Annotated in this window: 28 protein-coding genes and 3 pseudogenes; 11 read left to right on the top strand and 20 right to left on the bottom strand. The window is 68.9% G+C overall.

The annotated features are described in order from the left end of the window. The first annotated feature begins 35 nt into the window (after window positions 1–35). Together EES41_RS42645 and EES41_RS42640 are read left to right on the top strand one after the other, a co-directional pair. Entirely contained in the window at window positions 36–215 is a 180-nt protein-coding gene (locus EES41_RS42645; protein ID WP_250570355.1) for a hypothetical protein, read from the top strand. Between the two features lie 25 nt (window positions 216–240). Further along, window positions 241–452: pseudogene (locus EES41_RS42640) on the top strand (hypothetical protein); the annotation flags it as partial. Between the two features lie 8 nt (window positions 453–460). Here the strand turns inward: EES41_RS42640 and EES41_RS01465 are convergent. From EES41_RS01465 to EES41_RS42625, 7 genes are all read right to left on the bottom strand, one after another. Continuing rightward, a complete protein-coding gene (locus EES41_RS01465; RefSeq protein ID WP_123082182.1) occupies window positions 461–889 on the bottom strand; it encodes a nuclear transport factor 2 family protein in 429 nt (142 codons plus the stop codon). A 373-nt stretch (window positions 890–1262) separates the two neighbouring features. After that, complete coding sequence (locus tag EES41_RS01460; RefSeq protein ID WP_123074921.1) at window positions 1263–2348, bottom strand: DUF3995 domain-containing protein; 1086 nt, start codon at window positions 2346–2348, stop codon at window positions 1263–1265. A gap of 491 nt (window positions 2349–2839) precedes the next feature. Then, window positions 2840–3001, bottom strand: a complete 162-nt coding sequence (locus tag EES41_RS41220; RefSeq protein WP_164495692.1) for a hypothetical protein — start codon at window positions 2999–3001, stop codon at window positions 2840–2842. A gap of 963 nt (window positions 3002–3964) precedes the next feature. After that, a complete protein-coding gene (locus tag EES41_RS42635) occupies window positions 3965–4240 on the bottom strand; it encodes a hypothetical protein (protein ID WP_254211255.1) in 276 nt (91 codons plus the stop codon). Continuing rightward, complete coding sequence (locus tag EES41_RS01450) at window positions 4237–5124, bottom strand: hypothetical protein (protein WP_254211254.1); 888 nt, start codon at window positions 5122–5124, stop codon at window positions 4237–4239. Before EES41_RS01450 ends, EES41_RS42635 begins: the two co-directional genes overlap by 4 nt. 18 nt (window positions 5125–5142) lie before the next feature. Further along, entirely contained in the window at window positions 5143–5760 is a 618-nt protein-coding gene (locus EES41_RS42630) for a hypothetical protein (protein ID WP_254211253.1), read from the bottom strand. Next, window positions 5757–6206 (bottom strand): hypothetical protein, encoded by a 450-nt coding sequence (locus tag EES41_RS42625; RefSeq protein ID WP_254211252.1) that lies wholly within the window; start codon window positions 6204–6206, stop codon window positions 5757–5759. The genes EES41_RS42630 and EES41_RS42625 overlap by 4 nt, the downstream gene beginning before the upstream one ends. Before the next feature lie 506 nt (window positions 6207–6712). Here EES41_RS42625 and EES41_RS44095 point away from each other — a divergent pair. Next, window positions 6713–7297: a trypsin-like serine protease gene (locus tag EES41_RS44095; protein WP_123074917.1), complete on the top strand. Its 585-nt coding sequence runs from the start codon at window positions 6713–6715 to the stop codon at window positions 7295–7297. Here the strand turns inward: EES41_RS44095 and EES41_RS01435 are convergent. After that, window positions 7242–7784: an EF-hand domain-containing protein gene (locus EES41_RS01435; protein ID WP_123074915.1), complete on the bottom strand. Its 543-nt coding sequence runs from the start codon at window positions 7782–7784 to the stop codon at window positions 7242–7244. The two genes, EES41_RS44095 and EES41_RS01435, sit on opposite strands and share 56 nt — an antisense overlap. A 188-nt stretch (window positions 7785–7972) precedes the next feature. Between EES41_RS01435 and EES41_RS01430 the strand changes: the two genes are divergently transcribed. Beyond that, window positions 7973–8647: a hypothetical protein gene (locus EES41_RS01430; RefSeq protein ID WP_123074913.1), complete on the top strand. Its 675-nt coding sequence runs from the start codon at window positions 7973–7975 to the stop codon at window positions 8645–8647. Window positions 8648–8743: 96 nt separating this feature from the next. Here EES41_RS01430 and EES41_RS41215 read toward each other — a convergent pair whose 3' ends face one another. The 3 genes from EES41_RS41215 to EES41_RS01420 all read right to left on the bottom strand — a co-directional run bounded on the left by EES41_RS41215 (window position 8744) and on the right by EES41_RS01420 (window position 11178). Beyond that, a complete protein-coding gene (locus EES41_RS41215) occupies window positions 8744–8893 on the bottom strand; it encodes a hypothetical protein (RefSeq protein ID WP_164495690.1) in 150 nt (49 codons plus the stop codon). 350 nt (window positions 8894–9243) lie between these two features. Then, a complete protein-coding gene (locus EES41_RS01425) occupies window positions 9244–10416 on the bottom strand; it encodes a PP2C family protein-serine/threonine phosphatase (RefSeq protein WP_123074911.1) in 1173 nt (390 codons plus the stop codon). A 96-nt stretch (window positions 10417–10512) separates the two neighbouring features. Further along, on the bottom strand, window positions 10513–11178 hold the full coding sequence (locus tag EES41_RS01420) for an HSP18 transcriptional regulator (RefSeq protein WP_123082181.1): 666 nt from the start codon (window positions 11176–11178) through the stop codon (window positions 10513–10515). 129 nt (window positions 11179–11307) lie between these two features. Between EES41_RS01420 and EES41_RS01415 the strand changes: the two genes are divergently transcribed. Then, the gene (locus EES41_RS01415; protein ID WP_123074909.1) at window positions 11308–11742 is read left to right on the top strand and encodes an Hsp20/alpha crystallin family protein; all 435 of its coding nucleotides are present in this window, start codon (window positions 11308–11310) and stop codon (window positions 11740–11742) included. A gap of 192 nt (window positions 11743–11934) precedes the next feature. Continuing rightward, a pseudogene (locus EES41_RS01410) lies at window positions 11935–12323 on the top strand (DUF2267 domain-containing protein); the annotation flags it as partial. A 347-nt stretch (window positions 12324–12670) separates the two neighbouring features. On the opposite strand, the gene EES41_RS01400 reads toward EES41_RS01410, so the two are convergent. After that, window positions 12671–12844 carry a CsbD family protein gene (locus tag EES41_RS01400; RefSeq protein ID WP_123074907.1) on the bottom strand — a complete coding sequence of 58 codons (174 nt, stop codon included), beginning with the start codon at window positions 12842–12844 and terminating at the stop codon, window positions 12671–12673. 192 nt (window positions 12845–13036) lie between these two features. Here EES41_RS01400 and EES41_RS01395 point away from each other — a divergent pair, with 192 nt between their 5' ends. Together EES41_RS01395 and EES41_RS01385 are read left to right on the top strand one after the other, a co-directional pair. Continuing rightward, window positions 13037–13198 carry a hydrophobic protein gene (locus tag EES41_RS01395; RefSeq protein WP_123082179.1) on the top strand — a complete coding sequence of 54 codons (162 nt, stop codon included), beginning with the start codon at window positions 13037–13039 and terminating at the stop codon, window positions 13196–13198. A 745-nt stretch (window positions 13199–13943) separates the two neighbouring features. Further along, complete coding sequence (locus EES41_RS01385) at window positions 13944–14243, top strand: restriction endonuclease (RefSeq protein ID WP_250569384.1); 300 nt, start codon at window positions 13944–13946, stop codon at window positions 14241–14243. 181 nt (window positions 14244–14424) lie between these two features. Here the strand turns inward: EES41_RS01385 and EES41_RS01380 are convergent, their stop codons facing one another. The 6 genes from EES41_RS01380 to EES41_RS01355 all read right to left on the bottom strand — a co-directional run bounded on the left by EES41_RS01380 (window position 14425) and on the right by EES41_RS01355 (window position 19522). Next, window positions 14425–14946, bottom strand: coding sequence for a MarR family winged helix-turn-helix transcriptional regulator (locus tag EES41_RS01380; RefSeq protein WP_123074903.1), 522 nt, complete (start codon window positions 14944–14946; stop codon window positions 14425–14427). A gap of 63 nt (window positions 14947–15009) precedes the next feature. Continuing rightward, entirely contained in the window at window positions 15010–15483 is a 474-nt protein-coding gene (locus EES41_RS01375) for an STAS domain-containing protein (protein WP_123074901.1), read from the bottom strand. After that, the gene (locus EES41_RS01370; protein ID WP_123074899.1) at window positions 15480–16565 is read right to left on the bottom strand and encodes a B12-binding domain-containing protein; all 1086 of its coding nucleotides are present in this window, start codon (window positions 16563–16565) and stop codon (window positions 15480–15482) included. Before EES41_RS01370 ends, EES41_RS01375 begins: the two co-directional genes overlap by 4 nt. Further along, window positions 16562–18145 carry a PP2C family protein-serine/threonine phosphatase gene (locus tag EES41_RS01365; protein ID WP_254211251.1) on the bottom strand — a complete coding sequence of 528 codons (1584 nt, stop codon included), beginning with the start codon at window positions 18143–18145 and terminating at the stop codon, window positions 16562–16564. The genes EES41_RS01370 and EES41_RS01365 overlap by 4 nt, the downstream gene beginning before the upstream one ends. A 491-nt stretch (window positions 18146–18636) precedes the next feature. Next, window positions 18637–19047: an ATP-binding protein gene (locus EES41_RS01360; protein WP_164495689.1), complete on the bottom strand. Its 411-nt coding sequence runs from the start codon at window positions 19045–19047 to the stop codon at window positions 18637–18639. A gap of 127 nt (window positions 19048–19174) precedes the next feature. Continuing rightward, window positions 19175–19522: an STAS domain-containing protein gene (locus EES41_RS01355; RefSeq protein WP_123074893.1), complete on the bottom strand. Its 348-nt coding sequence runs from the start codon at window positions 19520–19522 to the stop codon at window positions 19175–19177. Window positions 19523–19811: 289 nt separating this feature from the next. On the opposite strand from EES41_RS01355, the gene EES41_RS01350 reads away from it, so the two are divergent. From EES41_RS01350 to EES41_RS44090, 3 genes and pseudogenes are all read left to right on the top strand, one after another. Beyond that, complete coding sequence (locus EES41_RS01350) at window positions 19812–20720, top strand: SigB/SigF/SigG family RNA polymerase sigma factor (RefSeq protein ID WP_123074891.1); 909 nt, start codon at window positions 19812–19814, stop codon at window positions 20718–20720. 1020 nt (window positions 20721–21740) lie between these two features. Then, window positions 21741–22091 carry a MerR family transcriptional regulator gene (locus tag EES41_RS01345; protein ID WP_123074889.1) on the top strand — a complete coding sequence of 117 codons (351 nt, stop codon included), beginning with the start codon at window positions 21741–21743 and terminating at the stop codon, window positions 22089–22091. Between the two features lie 529 nt (window positions 22092–22620). Then, window positions 22621–22762: pseudogene (locus EES41_RS44090) on the top strand (ATP-binding protein); the annotation flags it as partial. Window positions 22763–22854: 92 nt separating this feature from the next. On the opposite strand, the gene EES41_RS01335 reads toward EES41_RS44090, so the two are convergent. Both EES41_RS01335 and EES41_RS01330 read right to left on the bottom strand, forming a co-directional pair. After that, complete coding sequence (locus EES41_RS01335; RefSeq protein ID WP_123074887.1) at window positions 22855–23166, bottom strand: SCO5918 family protein; 312 nt, start codon at window positions 23164–23166, stop codon at window positions 22855–22857. A gap of 46 nt (window positions 23167–23212) precedes the next feature. After that, on the bottom strand, window positions 23213–23620 hold the full coding sequence (locus tag EES41_RS01330; protein ID WP_123074885.1) for a CBS domain-containing protein: 408 nt from the start codon (window positions 23618–23620) through the stop codon (window positions 23213–23215). Window positions 23621–23632 lie beyond the last annotated feature (12 nt).

Below are 23632 nucleotides of genomic sequence, written 5' to 3'. Positions count from 1 at the left end.
CTGCCGATCAGGCCGGCCATCGCAGACGCCGGGGGATGTCTGGCGGGCGGCCTCCGGCTCCGGCCTTCGACCGTGAGGACTACAAGGCCCGGCACGCGGTCGAGTGCGGCATCAACCGGCTGAAGCGGAACCGGGAGGCGGCCACCCGGTTCGACAAACTCGCGGTCCGCCTCGAAGCCACCGTCCACATCGCCGCGATCAACGAATGGCTGTGACCTGCTAGAAGTGTCGGTCCCGCATGTCATTCAGTCCGATGAAGGCGACCCGGCTGGTTCACCTCCGTCGCGGTCCTGGACGAGGGCGGCTACGAGGTAGTCCGCCGCGACACCACCTGTCGCGAACATGACGTCGTCGCCGAGACCAGCATCCATCGGATCGCCCGAGACCTGACGACCTGGATGGCCGCCCGCGACCGTCCCGGACGGCCCACCCAGTACACCAGCAACTTCTAAAGCACGGCCTAGTGGTAAAAGGTTCGGCCAGCGGCACCGGAGGACACGGACCACACCTCGCTGATCAAGCCGCCGGCGATCCTCAGGGTGTCGGTCCCGCTCCTGGCGACGGTCCGGCCGTCCTCGTCCGGGACGGTAGCGAGATAGGGGCGGGCGACCAGGCCGGTCAGTGCGCCATCGACAAGCGCGAGGTCCACGACAGTCGAGCCTTCGGCGACGAAGCGAAGTCCGCGCCGCCCTCGGTGCCAGGCCGCGATGATGTCGGCGAGTTGCTGCGGAGTGCGGACATCGTCGAAGGCCTCGGTGCCTGCCTGGGCATAGCGCAGGACGAATTCCGGCGCCATGATCTTCTCGGCGAGGTCCAGATCACCGTTCCACATCGCCGTCCACTGGTCGTATATGTGGATGCCGGACTGCCGCACATCGTTGTCGCTCATCAAGACCATCCGTCCTTTCGGGTTCGCGACAGTAGCAAGAGGGTCTGACAACGGTGATCTTCGCCGGGCCCGGGCCGACTCCACGAGCTGCTGCAACGGACCATGACGTGGCCGCGGGCACGCCCGCGGCCGCACCCGGTCAGTGGGGCAACGCCCCCGCCGTCTCCGTTCACACCGGCGTGGACCCGGCTGCCCCGGCCTGCGCCAATGAGGCCGCGAGGGTCGAGGCGGGATCCGAGCCTGTGGCCAACCGCAGGGTTCTGCCCGCCCTTCCGTGATGACGATGCCGGGATGAGGAGTCCGGTGCGGCGGAGGAGCCAACGGGGGAGCCCGCAGGTCTGGGGCCGTTCGGCCAGTGGATGGCTGGCCCGAGTCAGGGGGCCGGTCGCCTCGGCGTGGCCCAGGCGGTCGCACCCCACAACAGGCCCCAGACCAGGAAGTAGGGTGACCACAACAGCAGGTCCACGCGGGAGAGATGGTGCGCGATCGCGGTGTCGGGCGGGTCCACGTGAAGCACGCCCGTCAGCACCATGGCGTCGCCGACGAACCCGAAGCCCAGCGCGCCCCAGGCCCGCAGCACCATGAGGGTGCCGGTGATCCACATCGGCACGGTCAGGAGTCGGCGCGGCAGCACCTGCCCCCAGGGCTGAACCGTGGCGAGCGCCGCCAAGGCGCCCAAGAGGACCAGGCCGACCGATATCCAATGTCCGGCCATCGTGCCGGGGGTCTGCGCGACAAGCTCCTCACGGGCCGACCGGGGCAGGGGAGCACTGGAGGTGAGCGCCGTGCCACCCAGCGCCCAGTAGAGTTTCAGCGTTCCGTAGCCGGCGAGGGTCCAGGCACACGTCGCGTAGGCGGCCCATCGGCGTACTGGCAGGGTGCGGCGCGTGGGGGGCCGGCCATCCAACACCTCCACCTCTTTCATTCCGCGCCTCGCGCCGTCTTCACCGCGGCTGTGGCGTTCTTGTCCTCGTCGACGAGTGAAGAGCCAGGCCAAGGCCAGCCACAGGCACAGGCCCACGGCGCCCTGCACCGCGGCCCGCCCCGACCAACCAGGGGCCCCGGAGCCGAGAAGGACTTCCTGAGCCACGTGGATCTGGCTGACGGCTGCCAGGGCGGCCGTTCCCCACAACCCGAGCAGCAGCAGCGGGCGCGGTATCAGGCCGCCCCATGGACGTACGGCGGCGAGCGCCATGGCGACGGAGAACAGGCCCAATGAGGCCAGCATCCACTGCGCGAGCGCGACGTTGGAAGTGTCGCTGTACTGCGAGGCGGTGACCGGTGGTCCGCCGGGAATGCCCAGACGCCCTTGGGTCGCGTAGTAGCCCTTCCCCGTCGCGTAGATCAGTTGGTCGGCTGCGGACAGGTACGCGGGCCAGGCCCACTTCAGGGGCACCGCCTCCGGGCGGCGCGCCGGCCGCCATCGCCGGGCGGCGTGTACCGCTGTTATCGGATTCATGCGCCCGGCACCTGGCTCAGATCAGGAGAGCTCGTCATACGCTCACGATCACGCCTCCACGCACGTCAGGTCTTCGCACTGGAGAGTGATCCGCCTCCCCCGCGCGGGGGAGGCCCGCGCAGAAGCCCTGGCAGGGCGGCTGGCCCGTGTCAGGGTGGCAGGGCGACGAGAAGGTCCACGCACGGGGCCCGGCCAGCCGACGAAGCCCCGGCCGGCACACAGCCCAGCGGCCACGTCCATCCGTGATCGCCGCCGCACCGGTGACGATGTCCGGGCCCACCAAGGCCACTTCTCCGGCTGGAGAGCGCCGTGCTTGGATCCGTCCACGTGTCTTCGACAGCAGATGCTCAGCTCAACGGGAGGCACCTGCCGTGGCACGGGATCGATGGTCACGAAAATCGACAGCACCCGCCGACGCCGACGGATCGTGACGTGGAGCCGTCATGCATCTCGGTAGCGGACGGAACACGCTCGTTCCCGGCCCAGGGCCTTCACCCTTCCTTGGCCGCGTAGGCGTCGGTGAGGACCGCGCAGCTGCAGTAGTCGTTGTCGGTGCACGGAGTGCCGGCCTCGGCACCGTGGGGGCCGAGGCCGGCCATGAGCTGGAGGACCTCGGCGCGTGCGGCCGCTTCGAGACGATGAAAGGCGGCCACCGGGGGCAAACCGGGAACGGTCGCTGCGCCTGCTGAGGGCGATCGACCAGGCTGCCGATGACGGGAGTGGCAGTTGGGAGCTCTCGGAGTTCGAGCGGATCGTGTTCCACGGGTCGCCGGGCTGTCGGACCGGGAGCAACCGCCGCCCGGGCACGGCCACCCGCGCCCGTGAGCCGGACACCGGCTTCGGGTGGGCGAGTTGTCGGCGGGGCCCGGAACGCGCGCCCACCGCGTGATCCAGCGATTCCGACGTCACGTTCGGGCCCGGTCCACGCCCAGTTCGGCGAGCGCGGCGAGCCGGTCGTGGCGGAGGCTTTGACGTTCACGTACCAGATCCCGGCGCGGAGCGCGGCCCCGTCGGGCAGGACTTGGAGGACGGCTGCGCCCCGGCATACGCCCTCCCGCGCGCCTGTCCTGCTCAGTGGTCCCGGAGCCGGGTACAACCGAGCTCCGGGACTCCGACCGAGGGTAGCCATGAGCGACGGGCGTGCCTGCTTCAGCGCGGCCCGGAAGTCGAGTACGCACTTCCCGGCAGGACGGCTTCGAGTAGGGGCGGATCTCTCGGTGTAGGCCGGCCTCGACGTTGGTCCCACCGCAGTCGAGAACCCCGGGCAGCGCGAGGATTGCGGAACGCGGCGGGCCCTCTCCACGGAGGGGCCCGCCGCCCTACCGCGATCTGCCAGGACGGATCCGTTCGCACCGACCGGGTGCCGGGCGGACGGTCGGTTCACAGGAGGTAGTAGCGGGTGATGCAGTGCCGGTGAGCGTGTCGATGATCCCTGTACAACTCAGGCTGATGCTGGAGATGCTGAGGGCTGGCCCGGGCAGTGGCTTGGGCGGGGTCAGGGGCCGGTTCGCCTTGAAGCCCGCCGACCACGCTGGTGCGGTGCGAGCGGCTCACGGCTTGGTCCAGGGCTGCGGCCACGACTGTCAGCATGCCCACAAGGTTGATCAGACGCCCTCTTAATACGCTACGACCTTGCCGACGCCGCCCAGGGCCTGGGCCGCCTGGGAGTTGATCTGCCACAGCTGGCCTTCATAGTTGCTGACGTAGATCCAGCCGCTCACGGTATCCAGGGCGAGGCCGGCGCACGTTCCCAAGCCTGTGGCCACGACGCGCTGCGCGCCGTCCGCGAGGGCGATTTCGTACAGGCGCCCGTTCGCGTGGTCGATGGTGTACGCCCGGCCGGCGCCGTCCAGGGCCACGCGGACGGTGCTCGCGCCGGCAAGGCTGGTCACGACGCGATGGGTTCCGCCGACCAGGTCGACCTCGTACAGCTTGCCGCCGCCGTCCTTCTGGCCGACATACGCCTTGCCCTTCCCGCCAGCGCCACTCCGCCGATTCCCTTCCCCAGGCCGGTGGTGATCGTGCGCTTCTGTCCGTCCGGCAGGTCGACGGCGATCAGCTGCCCGTGCAGCCAGCTGGCGACGTAGGCCCTGCCAGCAGCGTCGAGCGCGACGCCGTATGCGCCCGGTACGTCGGCGATCTTGCGGGAGGAGCCGCTGGCCAGGTCCACTGCGAGCAGGCGCCCACCGCTGTAGTCGGTGCAGTAGGCCGTGCCCTGGCCGTCCACCTTCACATCGCCGATGTCGCCCAGGCCGCTCGCGGTAGCGCGCTGGGCGCCGGTGTCAACCTTCACCGCGGACAGCTTCAGGCCGCCCCGGTCGGCGACGTACGCCGTGTTCAGGGACGGGTCGACCGCCAGGCCTTCGGACGTTCCCAGGCCGGTTGCGATGAGGGCGTAGCTCCTCCTGGTGCCCATGAGCCTCGACACGTCTTCGAGTTTTGGCATGTCTTCGGCACTGATGGTCACCTTCGGCGGTCCGAACGTCTTCGTGGTCGCCGAGGCCATGGTGGAGGTGGAGCCTGGGTCTTCGGAAACCTGCCGCTGCGCGGCGGCCACGTCCTGGGCGTTCCGGAAGAGCGGGTTCAGGAAACCCATGACGTCGAAGGCTCCGTGCGCGGTCTGGCGCACGAGCCGCGGGTCGCGCTCGCTTTCCAGCTTGCGCACGGCCTCCGAGACGTCACCGGCTCCCGGAGTGTCCTTGCCCAGCGCCTGAGCGGCCTTGTCGGCGGAGCCGGCTTCGTCGCCGCCGTTTTCGAAAATGTTCTTGAAAGACATGGGTGTCCCTCCCGACCCCTAGAGGGGCTGCTTCTGGTTCTGGTAGTCGAGTACTTCCGGCTGGAACACCCGGTGCTCTCCGGTGCGCACAGCGACGATTTCGGCCGTCCCCTTCTGCAGGGATCGCTTTCCTTCGTCCGCCAGGTCGAAGTGGCTGGAATCAATGGCTGCCTCGCCGAGTTTCCATGCGATGACACGGGAGTACTTGGGGTCGGCGGCCTGCGGCGGAGTCTCCTTGACAGCCACGGGCTCGGGATAGTACAAGGCGACCCAGCCGCCGAAGGTCACGGGGAACTCGTAGTCGAACTGGCGGATCTGACGCCGCGTCGTGGCCATGACATCCGCCCGGCTCATGATTTCGAAACTGACCGACGACTGGTGTTTCCATTCGGTGGTCAGCGAACCACTGACCGAGCCGGTGATTCCGAGCAGGAGCTCTCCCCACAACTCCCCGGTGCCGGTGACGGAACTCGTGGCCGTGGTATTGCTCGTCGCTTCCGTCTGGGACTCCGTGTTGACGCCCTGGTTGTCCTTGCTGTTGAGCAGGGTGGTCTTCTGGTACTGCTTCATCTCCATGCTCTTCTGGAGCTGCTGTTGGAGCGATGCGATGGACTTCGCGCCGAAGGTGAGTTTCACCTCCCCTGGAGTGACCAGCTGATCGTGTTCGAGATCGAGAATTCGACCGTGTCCGTCACGGTGATCTTGATCGGGTCGGTGCCGTTGATGTACGTCTGCTTGGAGATCATGTCCGGAGGAGGCTGCTGGATATCGCTCCGTTCTTCGACGACCGGAACGCCGATATTCATGTAGGCGCGCCAGCCGTGCTCCTGAGCGGTCGCCTCTTCCCGCGGGAATCCGCCGTAGCGCACCTTGTTCAGGGAGAACCCGATCGGGTCGATCTGCTCGCCCCCGCCCTGGGGGGTCCGCTTGAATACGTTCCGCAGTTGATTCCGCTGCAGGATGCCGGCTGCCCTGGCGGCGACTTCGAGTTCCTCTTGATTCCGCGTGGTCAGCGGATGGCGCATGAATACGTCGTTGATGTAGGCCGTTCCCGCATCATTCCGTGCGCTGGCATTGCCCATGCTGTTCAGACCTCCCTGCGTTGCAGACCGGTGACGCTACGCAACCGGCGGGGGATCGACACCCGACCGAACCGGCCACCCGGTGAGAACCGGACAGATGTCGCTGACCAGGCCTTTGATCAGATGCGGACGTGCTCGCCTTCGGGTGCTCCACTGCAACCAGGGGACATCGCTCCTTGATCTTTGGGGCCAAGATCCACGGATGCGCCGCCGCAGCTGCCGGCGTGGGGCCAGGCGTGCGAGGTGTCCGGAACGGCGTTCTTGTGGCTTTCGATGCTGCCGGGCCCGCCACTTCCGGCGCGATCTTGCCTCCGCCGAATGTTCGACTCCGACGCGTAGCGACATTGAGGAACGCGAGCTCGTTCCGCCCTATACCCCGACGTCAACGACCGCCGTCGATCGTTGCGTACGACGAGTCAGAAGCAGAGCCAGTTCCCTCGCTACGACCTGCCGGCCTTCGCCGCCCATCCGGGGGCTCTCGCCGTCGGCCCTGGCCGCTGCCGACGATGAGGTCCGCACCAGCAGTGTCAGTACCCGCAGTTCTTGCGAACGCCGGAGCCACGTTCGCCGGTACGGTCACGGCCGCCGCGTGGGGCGCCACCGTTGAGGGGGGTGTCCCCTCGCCCAAGCTGCGTTTCGTCAACACTCAATTGGTGACCCGGTTCGCGTGCCGGAGCCAGTACGGGGACGCGGCCATCCGCGACGGCATGATCTGTGCGGCAGCGGCCGGCGGAGGGAAGGGCATCTGCAAGGGCGACGGCGGAGGCCCGCTCTACAAGAACGGCACCCTGCTCGGCATCGCGTCCCACAGCAACGGCTGCGGCAGGGCCGGGTCTTCCGACATCCTCACCAGTGTTGCCTCCTTCCGGACCTGTATCGACTCCAAAGGCGTTCAGGAACAAGCAGGTTCAGATCAGGCAATGCGTCGCCCGGCAGCCCACCGTGCCGAGCGGTCGAGCAATCGCGCACCGAGGGCCTGCCGGCCGCCTGGCCGGCGACTGCTGATGCATCGGAGCCTGGAGTGGAAGGTGTTCCTCAGGCGGGTACGGCGAAGGCCTGCTGGGGTTGGCCGGTGGTGTAGTAGGCGGTGACGGCGGTGAGGATCTCGTCTTCGGTGATCAGTCCGGTGGGGTCGGTGCGGTGTTCGGCCGCGACGCGGCGGGCCTGTTCCGGTTCCGCGCCGAGCGCGACCAGCATGAGGTCGACCGCGTTGACGGTGACGCGGCGGTCGCCGTCGTGGTCGGCGGCCGTGAACACCGCCCGGTGCCAGGGCAGGGCGATCCGGGTGAACGCTGCCGGGTCCTGATGCAGGCCGGCCAGGGCGGCGCCGACGAACTCCTCCCGGGTGATGCGGCCGTCGAGGTTGCCGTCCGCGAGGCCGGCCATGCCCTCCCAGTACCGGTCGGCCGCCTCCAGGAGGGAGGCGGCCCGGTCCGTACCGTCGGCGACGTCGAAGGCCCGGGCCACCCGCTCCGCCATGAGCCGGAAGTCCCTGCGGGTGACGTGGCCGTCACCGTCCTGGTCGAAGGTGTGGAAGCGGGCCGCCATCTTGGCGGCGTAGTCGTCAAGCCCACTCACGGGATAACCTCCTTGGTCGTCACGGCTGGAAGAGAGCCGAGACTAGGCAGGTCACGGAGCCTTGAAGTACCGCGCCGGTGCCCCCATGCGCCGCCGCCGCGCCACGCCGCACGTGCGAACGCTGTTCGAGGATGAGGCAGACCCGTCCGCCTCATGCGGCCGGACGCTTCCGTCGCAGACCCGAAGGGATGACCGTGATCACCCTGACCGAGACGCTCGCCATCCGCACCGTGCCCGGATTCCTGGACCCGAAAGAGATCTCCGATCTCACCGCGCTCCTTGACGATCATCTCGCGGTCACGGGCTGGCGTCCCGCCTACGTGGGCGACGAACTCGACGACCTGCCCGCCCGCGTGCACGAGGTACTCGACCACGCGGTCGCCCGGTACCTGCCGGAGATCCGCCAGGTGTTCCCGTCTGCGCGGGGCGCCTCGCCATGGCAGTTCATCGAGTTCGGGCCCGGCGAGGGCGCGGTCCGCCACCTCGACGGCATCGGTCCTGACCCGCTGGTCCACCCCCGGCACGTCGCCCGGATCGGCGTGACCATCGAGGACGCCACCGCCGGAGGCGAGTTCTTCATCGAGACCGGCCCCGGCGACGGCGTCTGGGACGCACGGCTCGACGCCGGCTCCCACTCCGGCTACGAGCCGGGCATGCGGTTCACTCGCATCGCACCCCACGACAAGATCTCCCGTGGCGAGCAGGACACTTCCTGGATCCACACCGTCACCGGTAGCCCCCGGGTCCTGCCCGCCGTCACCGGCACTGCCGCTGTCTACGGAGCACAGCTCATCCACGGCATCAGCCCCGTCCACCGGGGGCGCTGCCGCAAATTCATCACCGGTCTCATCGCCGGCCGGTGACCGATTCCCGGCATTGCCCTCGCGGAACGGCGAGCACGTCGGCGTTCCTTGCCTTGTGACGGAGAGCGGCGATGCCGGGAGACTCGTCGGAGTGGGTCAGCACTGGCCTTGCTGCATCAGGTTGCGTGCCTGCGCCGTTTCTTCGGCCGGTACCCCCTCCTCCGAGCCGGCGTGGGCGTCCTCGTCACCCGCGACGGCGGTGACGACGAGCTCGGGCTCGTCGGCGTAGAGGTCCTTCTCGGTCATGGCGGTCCTCCTCACGCGCCGGCCACGTGCCGGTCGCCTGCCGATGATTCCGTGGGGGACGCTGTGTGTATCTGCGACAGCCGAGAACCGAGCACTGCGCGAGCGTGCGCCGCACGAACGGGCCGTTCGCACACCAGCCGCCGAATCCGTGTGGTGCCTCACTGATGGTCACCCTCCGTGCGGCGGCGTCCCTGGCGCAAACCCGTGACGGGTGAGGGCGCCGAAGGGCACGGTGTGCGGCCTCGGGCCCGTTTCGTCCCGTGCTCTGCGGCTCCCGGCCAGTGGATGTGACAGAGCGCGCAACCGGAGGCCCGCCCGGTCAGCCGGCCCTCCTGCGCTGGAGCGGGTGGTCAGGCCGGGGAGGGCCGGCCGAACCAGTCCATGCACAGGACCAGGGCATCGTCGTCCGGGTCGGTGTCGCGGTATACGGCCAGTTCCTGGAGGATCGCGCGGGGCACGGCCGCGGCGGGGAGGAGGCTGGTGGCGTGGATCGCCCGGGCCAGGGCGCGTTCGCTGTAGGTTTCGCCGCCTTCGTGGGTGGCCGCGTACACGCCGTCGCTGGCGAAGATCAGGCGGTCGCCCGGCAGTACCTGGAAGTCCTGTGCGGTGTAGTCGGATTCCTCGATCATTCCGAGGGGGAGTTGCGCGTCGAACTCGACGCGTTCGACGGATCTGTCCCTGTAGCGCCACAACCGTGGTGAGCCGGCGTCCACGACTCGGCCTCGTCCGGTGGCCAGTTCGAAGGACAGCAGCAGGGTGGACACGTATTGGTGCCCGCGGTATTGCCCGTAGACGGCCTGGTCGGCGAGTGCGGCCTGGTCGGCGATGTCGACGCCCGCTCGTCTGGCGTTGCGCAGCGCGTTGATGGCGAGGTTGGTCAGGAGTGAGGCCTCGATGCCTTCGCCCATTCCGTTGGTGACGGTCAGGGTGAGGGTCTCGGCGGTGGTGGACCAGTCGAAGTTGTCGCCGTGGATGTCGTAGGCGGGCTCCAGTTGGGCTCCGATGGCGTACTCGGGGCGGGCGCAGGCCCGCGCCGGCAGCAACTGCCACTGCATCTCGGCTGCCAGGGTGAGGCGACTGGCTCGTCGGGCCTGGAGGTAGAGGTCGGTGTCGCGCTCGGCCACGACGATCTCGTGCCCCAGCAGTTCCGCCAGGTCGGTCAGCTCACCGACGGTCTGCTGGGTGCACGCGTCCTCGGGCATCCGCACGGTGAGGATCCCCATCCGGTCACCGCGGACGGTCACCGGCAGGTGGAGGTCCACGGCGCCGTCCTGGGCCGTGGACTGCTCGTAGGGTTCCTGGCTGCCGAAGGCCCGGCCCTGGGAGCTTGCCTGTACGGGCAGGGGTTCGGCGGTGTGGGGGAGTGCGGTCACCGGTTGGAGCACGGTGAGGCTGTAGTCGGCCATGAGGAGGTCGACTTCGATCGCGTGGTAGTGCTCGATCAGGGCTGCGCGGATCGACCGGAGGAGGTCGTGGGGCGCGGCCGTGCGCAGGGCGCGCTCCACAGCGAGGAAGTTCGTCATGGTCGGGATCATTTCTTCGATGGGGACCGGCGGGGGACGGGCGCGCTGGCATGGCGGTCACGTCTGCGCGAGGGAGCGGCTGCCCGGTGCGTCGGGTCAGGTGTTGCGCTGGTCGTGGCTGTCCCGGCGGAGTTGGTGGGTGTGCCGGGCCATGGCGTCGATGCGGTCGGCGAGGTCGGAGTTTTCCGGGCGTAGGTGTGGCCGGGTGGCGGTGAGGGGTTGGACGAGGTGCGCGGCGTCGTTGTCGGCGAGGGCATGGTTGAGGTCTCCGATGGCGCTCTCGGAGCCGGCGGGGAGGTCGGTGAGGGCGCTGACCTGGCCGGCGAGGCGGCGCAGGTCGGCGGCGTTGTCGCGGGCCCAGGCGGTGACGCTGCGGTCGGCGGCGCGAGAGTCGCGGGTGGCTTGGACACGCTGCTCTCCCGTACTGCCCGCGGTACCCGGGCGCAGGCGCAGGTAGCGGCGTTCGGCGGCCTGACGGCTCGCGACCCCGAGGGGGCCGGCGAGGTCGGCCCAGCTCGCGCCTTGGTCGCGGGCGGTTTCGATCAGGGTGCTCTCCCACCCGGCGAGTTGCTCACGGATTTCGCGCAGCGTGAGCAGTGCGGCCAGGGCCGGGTGCGGGCCGGATTCGGCCGATGGCGGCGCGGCGGTCGTGGGCGTTTCCGCGGCGGATTGCTGTGCTTCCTTGACGGATCGGCTGATGGTCTCCAGTGCCTCGGCGGCGGCGAGGAAGGGAACTGGTGTGGGTGGGGCGGCTTCGTTCATGGAACCCTCCGGCATCTCGTCAACCTTCCGGTGACACTGTGCTTGTCATCGTTTCGATGACATGTTACAACGGATGCACGTTGAAGCGCATTGGCAGTTTCTGCCTGAACCAACTGGAGGTGTTTCGCGATGTTGATGCGCACTGACCCGTTCCGCGAGATGGACCGGATCGTCCAGCAGCTGTCGGGTACGTCCGGGACCTGGTCGAAGCCGTCCGTGATGCCGATGGACGCCTACCGCGAGGGCGAGGAGTACGTGATCGCCTTCGATCTCCCCGGCGTGAGCACCGAGGCGATCGACATCGACGTCGAGCGGAACATGCTGACCGTCAAGGCGGAGCGCCGCCCGGTCGCGAAGGCCGATTCTGTGAAGGTGGAGCTTTCCGAGCGGCCCCTCGGTGTCTTCTCCCGCCAGATCGTCCTGGCCGACACCCTGGACACCGAACGCATCCAGGCCGATTACGACGCGGGTGTCCTGACCCTGCGGATCCCCATCGCCGAGCGCGCCAAGCCCCGCAAGATCAGCATCGGCGGCGCAGGCGGCCGCAAGCAGATCTCCGGCTGAACCTGCTCCCGCAAGCGCGGCGGAGGCTGGCAACCGGACCCCCTGCGACAGCAGTTCGGGCACCACCGCAAGGCCGGCGACAGGCAGACCCTCAGCAGGCAGATCGCCGGCCCGCGGAAATGACCGGGCCCCGGCCCTGGTGCTCCCGGGCTCCGCCGCCCCTCTCCCTCCCCTGTATCCGGAGGTGACGTGATGTCGATACGCCGGGAACCCTTCCTGATCCACGTCCAGGAACGCGGCCAGTACGAAACACTGGAAGCCGCCGACCGCGTGGCCCGCGTCGTTCTGGCGCTGCTGGGTGCCACCTGGCGGGGACCGTGCGGGCCGACCCCGCCGCCCGGCTCCCCGAGACCTACTGCCAGATCCTCCTCAACCCCCTCCAAGTCGCCGAACCACTCTCACCCGAGCGTTTCGTCCGGGCGACCGCCGCCTGGATCGAAGGCGCCACCGAGGAGACGGCCCTGTGGGGCATTGGCCCCGTCCTGTCCACGGTGGCCGAAGCAGCGGGCGATGTCCTCACCCGAGACATCCTCCTTCAACTCCTTCCGGGCTACGACCTCCTGTTCGGCCACCCCGACCCCCTGACCACCGCCACAACCCTCAACCCGCAGCGAACCGTTGACGAGAAAGGCGATCGCACCGCCATGTACGACCGGCCTCTCCCGGACCGGACCTCCACCGCCATGACGTTCGATCAGATGCTGGAACGCGTGTGCTACGAAGGCGAAGGCGCCTATGCCACCCGCGAACGCGCCGCAGGGGTCATCCACGCCGTACTGGCAGCACTCGACGGCTACGCCCTTCTCTTCGGGCAGGCGCAGCTGCGACAGCCCCAGCTCGCCGCCTGAACTCGCCCCGACGGGTGGCCGCCCGCGGACGTGCGACGGGGCCCGGACCGCGGTTGCGGTCCGGGCCCCGTCGGTGAGGGTCAGTGCTTGAAGGTGTCCTTGATCTTTTCCTTGGCCTCGCGGGCATCACCCTTGGCCTGTTCGGCGCGGCCCTCGGCGGTGAGGCGCTCGTTGCCCGTCAGGCGGCCGGCAGTCTCCTTGAGCTTGCCCTTGGCCTGCTCGCCCTTCGCCTCGGTCTTCTGCTCACCAGACACAGCCGATCACTCCCTGCACGATAGAGAAAGTCTTACAGAGCCCCTTGTGGCCGCTGTGGCCCTCCCCAAACAACCTCGTCGCCCATTCATGTCATGAGCCGCATCTGCGCAGGTGTACAGGCGGCACAAGGTGAAAAGCCGGAGCGTGAGACCCGAATGCCGGGGCACGAGGCGCTTCGGAGGTTGATAACCATGGTTCCCCTGCTTCTTGTTCTCTTGCTCGTTCTGCTTCTTTTCGGTGCCGGTTTCGCGGTGAAGGTCCTTTGGTGGGTCGCGATCGCCGTGCTGGTGCTGTGGCTGATCGGATTCGTCGCCCGTCCCAAGGGGGGCAGCGGCCGCTGGTACCGCTGGTAGCTGCTCCGGCCCACTGACTCACGCGTGCTGACACAAGGCCCACGGGGCCCATCCCTTCACCAGGGACGGGCCCCGCCGTCATGCCTGCATCACCATGAAGCCCAGGGCGCGGCAGGCTACCTCGCCTGCCTGTTCTCCATTCCGGTCCTCCGGGGGAACCCTTTCTGTGCGACCCCGCACTTCCGCACGGCAGAGGCCTGCTGGGCTGAAGCAGCCGTCGATTCACGATGCTTTCCGTCACTCGTGGTGTTTAGAGCCCGGAATCTTGGTTACACCAAGTAGCTACAGGCAGTCAGTACCCGACGGAAGGCAGGAACATGACGCTCGTTACCGTGCTCATCCTCGTCGCGGTCCTCGTGCCCATCGTTTTGCTGATCGTGGCGCCCGTCGCCCCGGCCCGGATCAACCTTGTCCCGGGCCGTCGCCGACCGGCCGGCCACCGCCGCTCCCTACACCGCGGTTGACCGAGATCCCCCGCCAGCAGGGCGGCCGGCACCCAGCCCGCTGACCTGATCGGCAGAAGCACCGCAGGGCGGCCCGCTCGTTCAGGCGGGCCGCCCAACGGACCGGATGCGACCGTAGCGTCGGCACACGAACGACTCACGTGTCGTTCGGTCACAGCTGCCGACGGGCGGCGCCACGACACATCGAGGCACTCATGATCGGCGCACACAAGGTTCAGCGAGACCCCGAAGACCTGCTCGGAACGCAATCCTCCCGCGACCGCGGCCCCTACGAAGCACTCGTGAGCGCGGTGCTCGCCTGGAAGTCCTCTCACCTGGACGACTGCGACCACGAGCAGATCGCCCTTCAAATGACCGCACACGCCCGCGATCTCGCCTGCGACGTCCACCACCATGCCCTCCTGCTCCCCGACCACGACGGCAGGCGCGCGTTGGCCGAGGTCGTCCTGGGCGACGCCGAGCGCATCCTGGCCGAACCAGTGGAGGCAACCGCGGCGTGCGTACAAGACCGGGCCCGGCTGATTCGCGCACTGTACGCCCGCTTGGACCGGCTCACCGCCGCCTTCGCCCCGCCCGCCTGAGTACCGATGCCCTCGCCTGGGACCAGGTGTGCCTTCTGCGCAGCTTCGCGCCCTTCTCACCTCACGCATCCGGGGCTGCCTGCGGGCTGCACCCGCCGGTGGCCGGGGGGTTTCCGCGCTCCGTCCCCGAACTCAGGCTTCGCCTTGCGGCCCCACGGCGTCGTCTGGGAGGGCCTTCGCGCTACGCACTCGCCGCGTCGTGCTGCTTCGGGGTGGGCTGGGTGTGCTGACCAACGAGGAGCATGGGTGATTCGACGAGTGCTTCCTGCAACCCCGCGAGGACGTCGGTCAGCATGGCGCGTTTATGGAAAGGCATGTTGGCGAGCGCTTCAATGAGGACTTCATCGCGGCATGCGCGGATCCGGGCCAAATGTTCGCGGCCTGCGCCGGTGACGGAGAGCATGACTTCGCGGCCGTTGTCCGGGCAGGGCAGCCGCTCGATGAAGCCGAGGGCCTGGAGGCGGTCGACCAGGCGGCACACGGAGGGCGGCGCGGCGGCCAGGAGCCGGGTGAGGGCCCGCATGCGGATCCGGTCCTCGCTCTCGACGATGTACATCACGCGGAGCTGGGAGACAGGGACGTACGGGGGCGGGATGTCGTTGCGGGCCTGTTCCCACAGGATGTCGAGGAGTTCGACGATGCGGCCGGCCTGGCGGGCAGCGGCGTGGACGGGGTCGGGAGTGTGGCTGGTGCTCTCTGTCATGCGTTTTCCCCGTCCGAGGGGTTGAGTGTCGGTTCAGGCTGTCGGCGTGCGCGTGGTCGGACGTCAGGTGCGGCTGTCGGGCACGGTCGGGCGCGGCTGCCTGCCGGGATGCTCCAGGGGTGCGCCGTCCTCTGACGTATGACGATATGCCATGCGTTGGGGCTCGGCGTGACCGCCGGTCTCGCCCGGGCCGCGGGGGACGAGATGATCCATGGCGCCGGTGATGGTCAGCAGCCGGTCCAGGGAGGGTGGGCGGGCTTCCAGGCACAGCGTTACGTGAGCGGCGGTCGTGCGGCGGTGGAGCATCAGCAGCATGGCCAGGCCCATGGAATCGATGCCGCCCAAGCCGCTGCAGTCCAGGTGCAGGGAGCGCAGGCCGGGGGTGTCGGCGAGGTGTCCGGTGACGGCAGTCAGGAAGTCCTCGGAGCTGTCGAAGTCAAGGAACCCGTGCACCTCCAGATGCAGCACGCCCTCCTCGGTTCGGTGAGAGGGGACCAGGTGCAGCTGGGAGGAGTCGAAACCGTGGGGCGGCGTCATGCGGTGTTCCTGGAGTCGGAGGCGATCACGGACCCTGCCCCGGTGAGGCGGTCCGCGGCCTGGTCGAGCATGAGGGTGGCCCGGGGAAAGTCCTTGAGCTGCTCGCTCAGGATGTGGAGGGCCGGGACGAGCGAGTGTGCGGGGACGCTGCGGGCGGTGAGGATGCCGGCCGTCCAGGCGAGGAAGTCGGTGAGGAGTTCCGGGTCGTCGGTGTAGAGAGCGGTGGCCAGGAAGTCCACGATGTGCGCGATGTCCTCGGCCGTGTGCCCGAGCTGCGCGGCCGTGTAGTCGTGCATGGCCGGGAAACGGTCCGCGAGCGCGTCCATGACGGCGCGCACCAGGTCGGTGCGGGTGCGGGCGACCATCGTGTATTCCTGGTCGATCAGGTGCGGCAGGTCGTCAAGGGGTTGGTGCGCGGGTGCGGGCAGCGCGAGCGGCCGCTCGTCGAGTCGATCCGCGGCGGAGCTCGCGTCCGGTGCCCAGGCGTCGGCGCCGAGCAGCCGGGCGTAGCGGCCGTCACGGCCGAAGGCCGCCCCGCCGACCAGAACCGGGGTGCCGGTGGCCTGGACCGCGGTGATGGTGGCGTGCGCGGTCGGCAGACGGGTGGCGATCGAGCTGGAGAGCGCCACGACGGCGGGGCCTCTCTGGTGTATCCAGGCGATCAGGTGGCGAGTGGGCACCTGCGCGCCCAGGTAGTCGACCGTCCAGCCGCGCAGCGTGAGCACTTCGGCCAGGAGGCGGGCGGGCAGCCCGTGCCATTCCCCGTCCACGCAGGCCACGACCACCGTGCCCCGGCCGGCCGCGACGGGGGCGGCACAGCGTCGGGAAAGAGCGGCGATGACCCGGTCGTTGATGGCGGACGCGGCGTGCTCTTGGGCGATGGTGATGCGGTTGGCAGCCCACTCCTCGCCGACCCTGCGTTGGACGGGGGCGATCAGATCCACTAGGACGCGCTCCGCCGGTATGCCGTCTTCCAGCGCGCCGAACGTCGCGTCGACGGCCGCCTGCTCGTCGCCACGGCAGACCGCCTGCCACAGAAGGTCGATTCGGTGCTCGCGGGGGACGGTGGATACGGGGCTCATGAGGTGAACCTGCCCCGGGTATGGCCGCCCACCGCGCTGAGGTGGTGCGCGCGGGGAGCGCCGATGACCACGATGGCCATGTCGTCGTGCGGCCCCGAGCCCACCCACTGGCCGACGAGCATCTGTACATGCCGCACGATCACCTCGGCCGGCATTCCCGCACACTGCGACAACGCCTGCCTGAATCGTTCGTCACCGAACATCTCCCCACCCAGAGGCCCTCCCTTGCCCTCGGTGATGCCGTCGGTGAACAGCACACAGCACTCGCCTGGTGCCAAGGTCTCCCACGTGGTCGTCGCCGGAGCCTTGGGGAACACACCGATCAGAGTGCCGCGCGAGGCCGCTTCCTCCACGACGCCGTCACGTCGCACGAGCAGGGCCGGCGGATGCCCGGCGCTGGTCACCCGCAGCCGCACTGATCCCGCCTCGCGCATCGCCGAGGCCATCACGAGCGTCGCGAAGCGGGTGTGGTGCGAGTTCAGGAGTGCACCGTTGAGGAGGTCGATCATTTGCTGATGATCGTCTGCCATCGGGAGCAATGCCTCCAGCGTGTTGCGGATCTTGCCCGTCAGGACGGCGGCTTCCAGACCCTTGCCGCAGACGTCGCCCAGCACCGCGAAGGAAGCATCGCCCTCGGCCTTGCCGGGGTGGACGTCGTAGAAGTCGCCGCCGACCCTCTCGTGGTCCTTCGAGGGGCGGTAGCCGCCGGCGAAGTCCACTCCCGCGATCTGGTGCAGGACCGGTGGCAGCAGGTCTTGCATCAGGGTCTGGGAAAGGGAGGCTTGCTCCGCGTACAGGCGGGCCGCGGACAACGCGGCACCGGCGCGGGCCGCGAAGAGGCGGGCGATGACCTCCTCGCCCTCGGTGAACACCGCCCCAGCACTGCGCCGCAACAGGATCAACGCGCCGGCGGGCACACCGTGCCCGGGCAGCGGCGTGACGACGATCGATCCGACCGGGCCGAACCCTTCGGGAACCAGCCAGTCGGGGGCGGAGGAGGGCTCGATCCACTGCGAGGGGACGGGAGGGAACCCCTGGAGTGCCTCGGCCAGACCGGGGACCTCCTCTGGGCCCGTGTCCCACCACGAACGCCGCGGTGCGCCGCCGCGCAGGCAGGTGACAACCGGCAGCCGGCTTCCACTGCGCGGCGCGATGACCAGCGCGGCGTCCGCGAGATGCCCGGCTGCGAGTTGCCCGGTCACCTCCATGCACCGCTCCAGGTTCAAAGACGAGAGCAGGGTGTTGGAGGCCTCAGCGAGGAACGCGGTCCGCTCACGCTCCACCCGCAGGTTCTCCCGGGCCAGCCGGAGGTCGGTGTCGTCCACGAGCCACCACACGACGTCCCCGTCGTCCTCCACCGTGGGATGAGCCTCGAAGCTCCGCCCGCCCACCGCACCCGACAACACCGCTTCCTCATCGAACTGCGCTGTCACCCGGCGCACGTGGCCGTCGGCCAGCCAGGACGGCACGCTTCCAGCCAGGGGAGCACCGGAGCGGAGGTCGGGGAACAACCGGGTGGCTTGCGGGTTGGCGTGCCGCACGGTACCGGAGGCGTCCGCGATCAGGACGGGGTAGGGCACGTACGTCCATGCCGTGTGGTTCGGAGCGTGAGCGCTCGCGCCATGGGCCTGCTGGGTGGAAGTCACAACCACGAAGGCCCGCTGCGCGAACCCCTCACCTCATCCGATCGATGTATTGCCGTGCGGCAACCATCGCCCATGCGTCTCCTCCCCTGCAACCCCGCCCTCAACCAGCAACCGGGCCGAACGGGCATTTCGCCCATCTCCAGCCTTTGGAGCGCAGATGTGAACGCTCTCGCTCGACACGGGACAAGCGGTCCCACCCGAGGAGAGGCGCAGGTCAGAGATCTGTGGCAACCCGTCATGTGCCCCCGGCGGTGCAACTGCGAGGCGCACCTGGCACGGCGCGTGAAGAACCTGAGGAGATACCGCAGGGGGCACGACAAGGGACCGAACCGGCACGTGATGGAGACTCCTGGCGCCCGGGATGCGACACGGCCGACCCGATGCCGCCACGGCATGAGCGTCGCGCCGTGGGGGAGGGGGAGGGATCAGGCCAGACGCAGTTCGGCGCTGATGGTCTTGCCGCCACCGTGGCTGCGAACGTCGACACGGTCGGCGAGGCGTTTGACGAGCGGCCATCCGTACCCGCCCGGCCGGTCGGGAGTGCCTGTGCGGGGCACGGGAGCGTGGGGGTTGGCGTCCGCGACGGACAGGAGCAGCGCGTCATCGGCGATTTCGATGTGGAACGCGGTGAGGCCACCGCCGTGCCGGATCGCGTTGGTGACGAGCTCTGAGGTGACAAGGAGAACGTCGGCGGCGATGACACTGTCCAGGCCGACACCCGCACGCCGCAGTAGATCGCGAACCCTGGAACGTGCCGCCGCCGCTGAGGTCGGCGCGCGGGCAGGGCCGGGCGCGGGCGCTGCCGGGGCGAGAGCGGCGGGTGGCGCGACGGTCATGTGACCGCGGTCCTCCCTGGATCCGGGGCCGCGGCTGTCATCGGCTTCTTTGGACGCGTTCATACCGTCATCGCCTGCCCATGGCCATCAGCGTCATGCCACGACTCACCGGTTCGGAGACAGGGGTTCAACATGTCAGTGCGGTCTCCAGAGAGTCCGTCATGCGGAACGCGGCTGCGGACCCGGTCACCTCCAACAGTCGGCGAATCGCCACCTGCAACGGGCCCGCGAGGACCAGAGCCACGCCCGCCGCCATATGGGCATTCCGCGCGTCGAGGAGGGCGTGAAGCACAGAGGAGTCCGCGAATTCCGCCTGAGACAGGTCGACCACGGTGCGGGAAGCCCCCTGTGCCACTGCTGCGGCGAGGGCCCCAGCCAGGCCGGGCGTGCAGTCCTCGCCGAGATCGCCTCGCAGGCGGACAATGCTTATGCCTTCGTGCACGGTCATGCTGATCACTGCTTCGTCTCCGATCACCGCGACATACTCCTACACGACGGCCCGGACCGGGACCCGAAGGCGGGCTGCCTTGGCCGACCCGTGGCGGCCTCCCCGGATACGACCGAACCACCGACAATAAGACCGGCCGTGGATGCCGTCGATACTGCCCTTCGCCCGGCTCCCGCCAGTGACCGGCCCGCCGCGTACTCGGGTGCAACACGCCCCCCCGACAGACTTCGGAAAAAGATCACCCGGCCCGTGTTTCGATCACGGCTGTGCGGTCATACGGGCGCACACATCGTCTGTCCAGGGGAGGAACGGGTCCATGTCTCAGACCGCCACGACCACCGACACCACCGGCGCGGTGGAAACTCTCCCGGACGCCGCATCCGGGAGCGGACTGCCCTCGCAGATCCTTCCCCAGTTTGACGACGCCCGTCAGGTGGCGCCCGCAGACGCCCGGGAGCTCTCCCGTCTGTTCCTGATCCGGCTGCGCTCTCTGGAAGAGGGAACCCGCGAGTACCAGTACGCCCGGAACACCCTCATCGAGATGAACATCTCCCTGGTGAACTTCGCCGCCCGGCGATTCCGTGGCCGTGCCGGAGACGGCGTCGAGATCGAGGACATCGTCCAGGTGGGCACGATCGGGTTGATCAAGGCTATCGACCGCTTCGACCCCGACCGGGGAGTCGAGTTCTCCACCCTCGCCCTCCCCTACATCAGCGGCGAGATCAAGCGGTTCTTCCGCGACACCACCTGGGCCGTCCACGTCCCGCGCCGCCTTCAGGAACTGCGCACCGAACTCGCCAAGAGCCAGGAAGCGCTGACCGAGGTCTTCGGCCGGGCCCCCACCGTCAAGGAACTCGCCGAGCACCTCGAACTCTCCGAGGATGACGTCATCGAGGGTCTGGTGGCCGCCAACGGCTATACCAGCGGATCCATCGACGCCGCCACGAGCTCCAGGCAGCGGACCTCAGGGGAGGCCGAGGGCCGCTCACTCGCCGAAACGGTCGGCGAGGGCGACCCCGACATGGAGCTCTTCGAGGAACTCCACACCCTCGCACCCCTCCTCCAGTCACTCGACGAGCGCGACCGACACATCCTGGCCATGCGCTTCGGCCAGGAAATGACCCAGGCGGAGATCGGCACCGAGCTCGGCATCTCCCAGATGCAGGTCTCCCGCCTCCTCACCCGCGTCCTGACCCGACTGCGCACCGGAATGCTCGCCGCGTAGAAGTCGGCTCTGCCACAAGAGGAGCGGTGACTTCCTGCGTTCTGGCGGAAGTAGTCGTGGGCCACCCTTCTGCCGGCCTGTGCGTAGTGCACATGGACCACTCTGCGGTCGTCGGCGGACGTGATGCGTTGGTTGTGCCCTGCCTTCTCCTGGGGCTCCTGTGTGCCTGCCGCTGTGGCGCCGGGCCGTCAGGGCGTCACGGCCCTGCTCCTCGTTCTGTTCGAGGTCGATTTCCTTATCGTCGAACACGCGAAAATCTACCTTGGCTGGAGTAGACATTGGGTGCTGGTCTGGTTATGGTTTCTCTCGTAGCCCAGAGAAACCGCAGGGCCTGGCAGAAACGAACTGCCGGGCAGCAGTACAAGCAAGTGCACGTGGTTGCAGTTCAGCAGTGCGGTGCGGTGGTGGAGTTCCGAAGCCAGAGCGGTTGCAGGACGGCGACGGGACTGGCGACCGGACCGGGTGGCCCGCAGTGATCAGGGGCCGCCGCCGTCAGCAGTACCGCAGTGAACGCAGGTGGAAGTACCCGCACGTGCAGTTCGCGGTACCCAGCAGTGAAGTGGTGAGCGGTACCTCGGTGAAGGCGTCGGCTGCGGGCGCGCGCACCGAGAGGTCCGGTAGTGGGGTTCTAAGCCAGGGAAGACGCAGGACGGGCGACGGGGCTGGCTGCCGGAGAGCGGCGCTGTGGCAGGCCGCTGAGCAGTTCGCATCACCAGCGGTAGGCAGTACAGCAGTACCGGTTCGGTAAGTGATCGATCCCAGAGGGACGAACGGAGGAGCGGAGCGCCATCAGGATCGCCCGGGCGGACTTGTTGAGCCCGGGTACCGCAGGACATCGTTAGTGAGGTGGTCTCCGGTCAAGCAACCGCGATCCCCGCAGCCCCGACAGAGATCAGGTCGGGCCCGCGGACACAGAAGGCCGGCGCAAGATCAGGGCCGGCAGATGGTGTAGTAGTTCCTTCGGGGCCCTGGTGCCGTACGGCACCAGGGCCCCTCCACGCGTTCCATGAGAGAGGTGCAATGACAGCAGAGAACCCGACCGGCCCGCTCGGCGGCCACCTGGACGACGACGACTTCCCCGCCTACACCATGGGCCGGGCCGCCGAGATGCTCGGCACCACCCAGGGCTTCCTCCGCGCCATCGGCGAAGCCCGCCTCATCACCCCCCTGCGCTCCGAGGGCGGCCACCGCCGCTACTCCCGCTACCAACTGCGCATCGCCGCCCGCGCACGGGAACTCGTCGACCGCGGTACCCCGATCGAGGCCGCCTGCCGCATCGTCATCCTCGAAGACCAGCTCGAAGAAGCCCAGCGCATCAACGCCGAGTACCGCCACCAGGCCGAGGCGTCCGCAGGGCCGACTGCGGTGTGAAGAGTCGGGCCCCCGCCCACTTGCCCGCTTCAATCGTCCCCGGCCCGCTGGGCCCGCGGAACCGCGAGAGCCGTCCCCGGTCCGCTGGGCCGACGGAATCGCCAGAGCGGGGCACGCCACTGGCGTCGGCGCCGGTCGGACGGTCGCCAGGTAATCGGATCGCGTGCGGCCCGTGCCGGTATGGAGCGATGTGGGACAGGCTCCGATCCTCGGCGATGGGACGCAGTTCGGCCGGGACCGCTCTCACTTGTGGGTCAGGTCGTGGGCCTTTGCTGTTCGTTGATCACTTCGGCCGTCGGCAAGGACGGGGGCGGGGCAGGCAGGAGGCGGCTCGGACGGTGACGGCACCGCAGGCACGGGCGCTCGGGCAGAGGTGTACCGGATCAGGGCCGCCCAGCAGACGCTGCGCGGCCCTCATCCGCGTCGAGGTCGCTTCGCGGCGCCGCGGGCTTCAGCGGGGTAGCGTGCGCGCCGGCGTTGCTGGGGACAGCTGCGAGGCCGGCGGCCGGCCGGCCGACGCGACGGCCAGACGGCAGAGGCCGCCGACACCGTGATCCTGGTCGTCTCCGAACTCGTCAAACGCTCTGATCCACGGCGGCGGTACCTGCGCCGTGCACTAACCGCGCACCCGGACGGCATCGAGGTCGCCGTCCACTGACCGGCGGCCACGTAGGAACCCCCTGGGTACGCGGGAGGGCCCGACCGGCATGTGCCGGTCGGGCCCTCCTCGCTGTTCGGTGTCGGCTCGCGCCGGTCCCTTCGGTCAGACAGTTACCGGGATGCCGAGCATCGCGGAAACCTGCTGGAGCGGGCTGAGAACGTGCGTGGACACGGCAGCCCGGGGGAGGACGCGGCAGGTGAACCCGAGCTGGGTCATGGCCCGGAGGACTTCACCGGCGCTGAAGTCACGGCGGTCCTGGCGGGTGATGACCTGACCGACCTGCTTGACGGGGTAGGTGCGACGGCCGATGATCACGGACTCCCCGATGACCTGTTCGGGCTTGACGCCCTTCATCGACTCCAGGACACCGCTCCTGGTCAGCTCGAACGGGAAGCGGGCGATGACACAGCGCATGAGGCCTCACAGGCAGAAGGGGATGGTTGTGCCGCGGTGGGGTTGTTCAGCGGGCGAGGGCGAGCACACCCAGGGCGCTGCCCTGCTCATCGGCGACGGGCATGGCGTCGAGCCTGCGGTAGCGCATCGCGTGCTCGGCTTCGGCCATCGTGGTCCTGGGTGAGGTGATGAACGGCCCGCGCTCGCCGATGACAGCGCGCAGACGGACCTGGTCCGTATACGCCGTGCTGTCTCGGATGGCGGCGAGCTGGGCCTGGGTGACCAGCCCGGTGCACAGGCCGTCCTCGTCGCAGACGAGCAGATGGTCCTCGCGGGCACTGGACATGACGGCCAGGGCCACCTCGACCGTCATGTCGTCACAGACCTGCGATCCGGCCGCATCCATGGCATCGTCCACCGTCCGGGGCGCCGGGTTGGTGCGTGCTGAGCGGGGCTGCATCTGGACCAGCGTCACAACGTGCCTCCT

This window comes from Streptomyces sp. ADI95-16, assembly GCF_003721495.1.
GTDB lineage: Bacteria > Actinomycetota > Actinomycetes > Streptomycetales > Streptomycetaceae > Streptomyces > Streptomyces goshikiensis.
The sequence above is the reverse complement of the archived record's forward strand: the minus strand, read 5'-3'. Positions and strand labels throughout refer to the sequence as shown.